We start from the raw sequence: 7001 nt of genomic DNA on the forward strand, positions 1-7001 counted from the left end.
GGACACGAACAGCCCTGCCGGGCTCCGCAGCACGGTGCCGGCCTCGATGATCTCCGACGGGAAACAGGCCGTGACGGAACGGCCTCGCGACCGCGGCCGCGGCGAACACGGCGAGTTCGTTGAGCACAGACCACCCGAAGCCGCTGCGACCACCGGAGACCGGTGCCGGGTTCAGTCCACCGAGCAGGACACACAGCGCCAGGGCGACCCGGAACCTGCTCAGCAGCCCACGACCCTGCGATCCACCACCGTCCATGCTGCCCCCGACCTCTTCCTTCCCACCCCGGGAGGACGGCGTGCAGGGCTCGCGAGGCGGCCCGGACGCCGGTACGCCGTCAGGCGAGGAGCGCGCGCTTCTGGGCCTCGAACTCCTCCTCCGTGAGGACGCCCTGGGCCTTCAGCTCACCCAGGTCCTTCAGCTGATCGATCTTGCGGGTCATGTCGTCCGTGGTGGACGGCGCCGGCGCGGGCGGCGGCGGGGGCGGCTGCTGCACCGCCTGCTGCTGCACTGCCTGCTGCTGTTGCGCCTGCTGTTCGTAGTCCTGCTGGGCCCACCGCCCCGCCTGCCGCCGGGACACCCGGTTGGACACCGCGGTGGCGGTCCCGGCGACGACTGCGGTGCGCGCGACACCCCGAAGGAGTCCGGGCATGTTCACTCATCTCCCTATGCCGAAGGCCTCAGGCGGCCGCTGATCCGCCGGGCGGTGTCGTGCCCTCCACCGCGTCCAGCGAGGCCAGCAGAGCCTGCACCGGGATACGCCCGCCGGCGACCAGCTGGGCTCCGCTCCGTCTGAGCGCGCTGGCCAGGGGCGCGGCCCACAGGTTCTCGTACACCAGGACCGCCGCGGAGTTCCCGGGCTCCAGTGCGCTGCCCGCCTCGTCCAGGTCGCCCTGGTCCAGCAGCCCGGAGGAGGCACCCGCGAAGACGGCCACGTCGACCTCGTCACCGAGTTCCTGGAGTTCCAGCCCGCTGACCGACCCGTCGCTGTCCTTGCGGACGAAGGCCAGGTCGAGGATCCGGATGATGCCCCGGTCGGCGAGATCGACCAGCAGGGGGAACGCTTCGCCCGTCATTCGACTGCCGGGAAACTCGATGACCACGTAGTCGACGGGTCCCATTTCTTCGACATCGTTCATGGCCACTCCTCGGGAGCGGGATGGGAGTCGGGACCGGTCGCCGGACCGCCCGCGCGTCAGGCCTCCGATGGCCATTGCACCATGCGGCGAGGGGCATCGCACTTCCTCGTGACCCGGTTCGGGCGCCCGGCCGCGTCAACTGGTGAGCTGGTAGATGCTCTTTCCCACGAGCCAGAAGCCGACCACCAGGCTGCCGACCACGATGGCCTGCTGCTGATGGGCCTCCATCCACGACCGCAGCCTCAGCAGGCGGGCCTTCGCCGCCGTCGGGGCGAAGACCATGTAGAGCTCGGTGGCCAGCAGGCTCGCGGTGGCCAACAGGCAGAAGAAGGACAGGGCGAGCCAGGACGAGATGTGGGACAGGTCCGCCTCCACCACCGTCGTGGCCGCGGCCGCGACCAGACCCCAGGGCTGCAGGAACACCGCGAGCCCGGCCGCGGCCCAGGCGCTGGTGCGGTCCATCTGGGACGTCAGCTGCGTGCCGGAGGCGGGGACCGGATCCGGGTCCGGCTCCTCCACGGTCTCGCCGCCGCGTGATCGGGAGGCTATGAGGCGTCGCCGCCGGCGTTCGCCGTAGAGGACGAGCCACACCCCGATGGCCAGCTTGGCGGCCAGGGCCGCCGTCGTGGGCGGAGACTTGGGCGGCGGGGGGTGCCCGCCGGTCAGCGCCAGGACGATCGCGATCACCACGACCAGACACGACAGCCAGCTCAGGATGAAGGCCAGTCCCTTCCAGACCCCGCGCACCGATGCCACGACCAGGACGAACGCCATGATGGGCAGCGGGTCGAGCGTGATCGCCAGGGCGATGAGAAGCAGATCGACGACCATGGTGACCCCACCGTAGGCAGGCCCCGCACAGATCACATCTCCATGACGACCGGTGCCTGCGCCACAGGTGCCCGCACATCGGCCGGCATCCTGTGGCGCCCGTCACATCCGAACCTGTGAATCTCCGCACAATCCCGTAGGAAACGGTCTTCATCGTGGCGACGGTCACGTCGCGATACGGGCGTTTTGTTTACGTTCGCAGTTCTGTGCCCCTCCCACACGAACTGCCGAGGCCCCTCACGATGCAGCACCGACCCCCCCTGTCACACCCGCGGAGCATGGCCGGTCGCCGCCCCCGGGCAAGGCGCGCCGCGGTCTGCGTGGGCGTTGTCGCCGCCTGCGTCGCGACCCTCTTCTCGGCCGGCGCCCTGCACCCGACTCCGGCGGCCGCGGCCACGGCGGCGCGGCCCGACACCGCCACGGCCGACTTCCTGGCAAAGGTGAAGCCCACCGGGAAGGCGCGGGTGACGGCCGCGGTGCTCGACCTGGACGGCACCGGGCGGGTTCCCACGGTGTACGGCGACGACACCCCGTACGACACCGCGAGCATCATCAAGGTCGACATCCTCGCCACGGCGTTGCTGCGGGCTCAGGACGCCGGACACGGCCTCACCGCGAAGGAGCGCGACGAGGCCGAGGTGATGGTCGAGCGGAGCGACAACGACGCGGCGAACGCCCTGTGGCGGGACATCGGCATGGCACGGGGCCTGGACGCGGCGAACAAGCGCCTCGGACTGACCGAGACCCAGGGCGGCGCCGACACCAAATGGGGACTCACCCAGACGACGGCGAGCGACCAGATACGGCTGCTGCGCGACGTGTTCGACACGGGCCCGGCGTCCACCGCGGGCACCAAGGCACTGCACCAGGCCTCGCGCACCTACATCCGGACGCTGATGAGCAAGGTGATCGGCGAGCAGTCCTGGGGCGTCTCGGCGGCCGCCGACTCCGGATGGGCCCTGAAGAACGGCTGGCTGCAGCGCAGCACGACCGACCTGTGGGACGTCAACAGCGTCGGACGGATCACGGTCGGCAAGCACCACTGCCTCGTCGCCGTCCTCTCGAACGGCAGCACCTCGATGAAGGACGGCGTCGCGCTGGTCGAGCGCGCGGCGCGGGCGGCCGTCACCTCGGCGACTGCGCACTGACCCGACCCGGCGGCCGCCCGCACCGGCGGGCCGCCGCACGGATCGTCGCGTCCGGCGCGGATCGCGATTCCGGGGCCCGGGTCAGCGCAGGGCGCTCAGCGCCCGCCACTGGTCCCAGTTGAGATTCCAGTCGCCGAAGCCGTTGTTCACGGCCACCCGGCCCTTGGTCTCCGCGCCCTTGACCTGGAACGGGTCGCCGACGTGCGCGTGCTCGTAGAGCCAGGCGGCGTCGGCGTCGCTCATCCCGATGCAGCCGTGGCTCCTGTTGGCCCGGCCGAAGTAGGCGGCGTTCCAGGGCGCGGCGTGTGCGTAGGTGCCGGACCAGGTCAGGCGCATCGCGTAGTCGACCTTCTGGTCGTAGGCGTCGCCCAGGCCCACGGTCTCGGAGTTCATCCGGATCGTGCCCTCCTTCGCCATCACCACCTCGGTGCCTCGCCAGGAGCCGGTGTCGGGGCCGGGCGTGCCGCCGGAGACCGGGAAGGTCTTCACCGTGCTGCCGTCCCGTTCCATGGTGAGCCGCTTGGCGTCGAGGTCGACCTTGACCACCTGCCGTGCGCCGATGGTGAAGGCGAGCTCGTAGTCGCGCACGAACCAGCCGCCGCCCGTGCCGGAGTCGGTGCCGTTCAGCCGGGCGTCCAGGGTCACCTTGGTGCCGGGCTGCCAGTACTCCTTGGGCCGCCAGTCCACCCGGTCCCTGCCGGACCAGTCCTTCATCCAGCCCCACGACCCCTCGGTGCCGTTCGACGTGGAGACCTTGAGCTGCTTCTCCACCGCGGCCTTGTTCCGCACCGGGTGGTCGAAGACGAGGGAGACCGGCTGGGCCACCCCGACCGTGGTGGCGTCCCCCGGCCGCCATTCGACCTTGTTCACCTTGTCCGCGGCGGCGGTGGTGAACGAGGCGTGCGCGTCACCCGCCGTTCCGTCCTCGGCGCGGGTGGCGGCCTTCACCGTGTAGGTGGTGCCCGGCACGGCCTTGCGCCCCGAGGTCCAGGTGCGGCCGTCACCGGACAGGGTGCCGGTCAGTTCGCGGCCGTGGCCGTCGGTGACGCGGACCGAGGTGAGCCTGCCGCTGCGGGCGGCGACCTTGACCGGCTCACCGGCCTTCGCCCGCGTGCCATGGGGCGTGACGGTGACCGACACCGCCCGGCCGTCACCGCGCCCCCCGCCGCCCTTTGCGCCACCCTTGTCCGCGGACGGCCCGCCGCCCGCGCAGGACGAGAGGGCGGCGGTCAGCAGAACGGTTGCCGCCGCGGCGGCCGCGGCGCGGGGACGCACCGCAACCACGCGTATCGGTCCGACACGTGTCTGGCTCAACGGAAACCTCCGAGTACGTCGTGAAGAAGCCGGGGACGTGGGGACTCTAGGCACCGATTCGCGCGGTACAGCGGCCCGACGGCCTGTGTGACGGCGGTTGCAGAGGAACGGTCATGGTCCGGTCACATACGCCGCTCGGCACGGTCACGGACGCCTGTGAATCTTCCTCACGTTCCGAACTTCGGCGCTCGGCCCACCCGACACCGACGGCACCCGAGGAGGCGTAGTGTCAGTGCTGCTCGCGACGGCAGACTGTGGTCGGCAGGAAGCGTGGCTGGGGCCCGTCTCAGCCGAGACGTATCGTGCCTTTCTTTCGTCACGCACCGGATCCGCCCTCGCTCCGGGCTTTCTCCAGTGCCCGTCATGGGCCGCGGTGAAGGACGGCTGGCAGGCCCAACTGCTCGGCTGGGGACCGCGGTCCGGCTCCGGCGCGGGGGAGCTGAGCGGAGTCGCGCTGGTGCTGCTGCGTCAGTTCCCGGGCACCCGCAAGTACTTCGCCTACCTGCCCGAAGGTCCCGTCGCCGACTGGAGCGACCCGGACCTCGACAGCTGGCTCGGCCCGCTGCTGCGCCATCTGCGGACCGTGGGCGCGTTCGCCGTCCGCATCGGACCGGCCCCCGACTACCGCCGGTGGGACGCCCCGGGACTCAAGGCCGGGACCGGAGCCGGGCGGCACCTGTCCGACGTGCTCGCCTGCCAGGTCGATCCCCTGGGTGCCGCCGTGGCCGAGCGGCTGCGGGCGCGCGGCTGGCGGCGCTGTGGCGAGGACGGCGACGACACGGACGCACAACCCCGTCACGTCTTCCGGGTGCCGCTGGCCGGCCGCACCTCGCACGACCTGTGGTGCGGGCTGAACCAGGAGTGGCGGCGCAACGTACGCCGGGCGCGCAAGTCGGGCGTGCAGGTGTCGGTCGGCGATGCCACCGAACTCCCGGAGTTCTACCGGCTGTTGCGGATCACCGAGGAACGCGACGGCTTCCGCCTGGGCCGCTCGCTCGCGTACTACCAACGCCAGTACGCGGCCCTCAACGCCGAGCAGCCCGGCCGCATGAAGCTCTATCTCGCCCGCCACGAGGGCGAGATCCTCGCCGCCCACACCATGATCACGGTCGGGCGCCGGGTCTGGTACCAGACCGGTGCCTCCGCCGACCACCGGCGCGAGGTCCGCCCCTCCAACGCCCTGCAGTGGCAGATGATGCTCGACGCCCATGCGCGTGGAGCGGAGGTCTACGACATGCGCGGAGTTCCTTCCACACTCGATCCCCAGGACCGCTCGTTCGGGCTGCTGCGCTGGAAGCTCGGCACCGGCGGCCAGGTCGTCGAGACATTGGGGGAGTGGGAGACGCCCCTCGGCGGAAGGGCCAACCACACGCTCTACCGCGCCTTCCAGATGTACCTGGCACGCCGATGAGCGCCGCCACTCCGACCAGGGAACGACCGGCCCACCGCTCCGCGTCGGTCATGCGCAGCGGCGCGATCATGGCCGCCGGGTCGCTCGTGTCCCGCGCCACGGGATTCGTGCGCTCCGCCGTGGTCGCCGCCGCCCTCGGCGTGGGGCTGGCCGCCGACGGATACGCGGTCGGCAACACCGTCCCCACGATCGTCTACACGCTGCTCCTGGGCGGTGCCCTCAACGCCGTCTTCGTTCCCGAGCTGGTCAGGTCGGCCAAGGAGCACGAGGACGGCGGGGCCGCGTACACCGACCGGTTGCTCACCGTCTGCACCGCGGCCCTGCTCCTCGTCACGGCCGGTGCCGTGCTCGCCGCCCCCGCCGTCGTCGCGGCCTACACCGACTACACCGGAGCACAGGCGGCGACGACCGTCGCCTTCGCCCGCTACTGCCTGCCGCAGATCCTCTTCCTCGGCCTGTTCACCCTGCTCGGCCAAGTACTCAACGCGCGGGGCCGGTTCGGGGCCATGATGTGGACCCCGGTCCTCAACAACCTCGTCGTCATAGCCGTTTTCGGCCTGTACCTGACCGAGGCCACCACCGGTGGCACACTCACCCCCCGCGCGACCGCGCTGCTCGGCTGGGGCACCACGGCCGGCGTCGTCGCCCAGGCGCTCGCCCTGCTGCCGTCCCTGCGCGCCGCCGGCTTCCGCTTCAGACCCAGGTTCGACTGGCGGGGCAGCGGACTGTCCCGGCCCCTGCGCTCGGCAGGCTGGCTGGTGCTGCTCGTACTCACCAACCAGCTCGCATACTGGGTGGTGACCTCGCTCGCGACCGCCGCCGGGCAGCGTGCGGCCGCCCGAGGGATCGACGGCGGAGCAGGGTTCAGCGCGTACAGCAACGCCTACCTGTTGTGGGCCGTGCCCCACGGGATCGTCACCGTCTCCCTGGTGACCGCGCTGATGCCGCGCATGAGCAGGGCGGCGGCCGACGGGGACCCGGCCGGAGTACGACGGGACGTCTCGTACGCCCTGCGCAGCAGCGCCACCGCCGTCGTGCCCGCCGCGTGCGTGCTCCTCGCGCTTTCCGAGCCTGTCATGTCGCGAGACGTACAGTAAGGCATGACGAGAGCTGGCTACAAAGCAGTCAATGCGTGGGCGCTTGCGGCATTAGCTCTGTCT

6 protein-coding genes and 1 pseudogene are annotated in these 7001 nt (G+C 71.3%); 3 read left to right on the forward strand and 4 right to left on the reverse strand.

From position 1 onward, the window contains the following. Positions 1–335 precede the first annotated feature (335 nt). The 3 genes from ACFW2E_RS37610 to ACFW2E_RS37620 form a co-directional block, all read right to left on the reverse strand. Positions 336–650 carry an SHOCT domain-containing protein gene (locus ACFW2E_RS37610; RefSeq protein WP_384473773.1) on the reverse strand — a complete coding sequence of 105 codons (315 nt, stop codon included), beginning with the start codon at positions 648–650 and terminating at the stop codon, positions 336–338. 28 nt (positions 651–678) lie between these two features. After that, positions 679–1137 (reverse strand): DUF6325 family protein, encoded by a 459-nt coding sequence (locus ACFW2E_RS37615; RefSeq protein WP_384473776.1) that lies wholly within the window; start codon positions 1135–1137, stop codon positions 679–681. Between the two features lie 135 nt (positions 1138–1272). Continuing rightward, positions 1273–1968, reverse strand: coding sequence for a GAP family protein (locus ACFW2E_RS37620; protein WP_384473779.1), 696 nt, complete (start codon positions 1966–1968; stop codon positions 1273–1275). Between the two features lie 278 nt (positions 1969–2246). Between ACFW2E_RS37620 and ACFW2E_RS37625 the strand changes: the two genes are divergently transcribed. After that, the gene (locus ACFW2E_RS37625) at positions 2247–3116 is read left to right on the forward strand and encodes a serine hydrolase (RefSeq protein WP_384473782.1); all 870 of its coding nucleotides are present in this window, start codon (positions 2247–2249) and stop codon (positions 3114–3116) included. 81 nt (positions 3117–3197) lie between these two features. On the opposite strand, the gene ACFW2E_RS37630 is transcribed toward ACFW2E_RS37625, so the two are convergent. Next, positions 3198–4430, reverse strand: a complete 1233-nt coding sequence (locus ACFW2E_RS37630) for an Ig-like domain-containing protein (protein ID WP_384473785.1) — start codon at positions 4428–4430, stop codon at positions 3198–3200. A gap of 274 nt (positions 4431–4704) precedes the next feature. Between ACFW2E_RS37630 and ACFW2E_RS37635 the strand changes: the two genes are divergently transcribed. Together ACFW2E_RS37635 and murJ are read left to right on the forward strand one after the other, a co-directional pair. Further along, positions 4705–5841: a lipid II:glycine glycyltransferase FemX gene (locus ACFW2E_RS37635; protein WP_384473787.1), complete on the forward strand. Its 1137-nt coding sequence runs from the start codon at positions 4705–4707 to the stop codon at positions 5839–5841. Further along, positions 5838–6923, forward strand: a pseudogene (gene murJ / locus ACFW2E_RS37640) (murein biosynthesis integral membrane protein MurJ); the annotation flags it as partial. The gene ACFW2E_RS37635 and the pseudogene murJ, both read left to right, overlap by 4 nt. Positions 6924–7001: the final 78 nt, after the last annotated feature.

The organism is Streptomyces sp. NPDC058964 (assembly GCF_042741275.1).
In the GTDB taxonomy this organism is placed as follows: Bacteria; Actinomycetota; Actinomycetes; order Streptomycetales; family Streptomycetaceae; genus Streptomyces.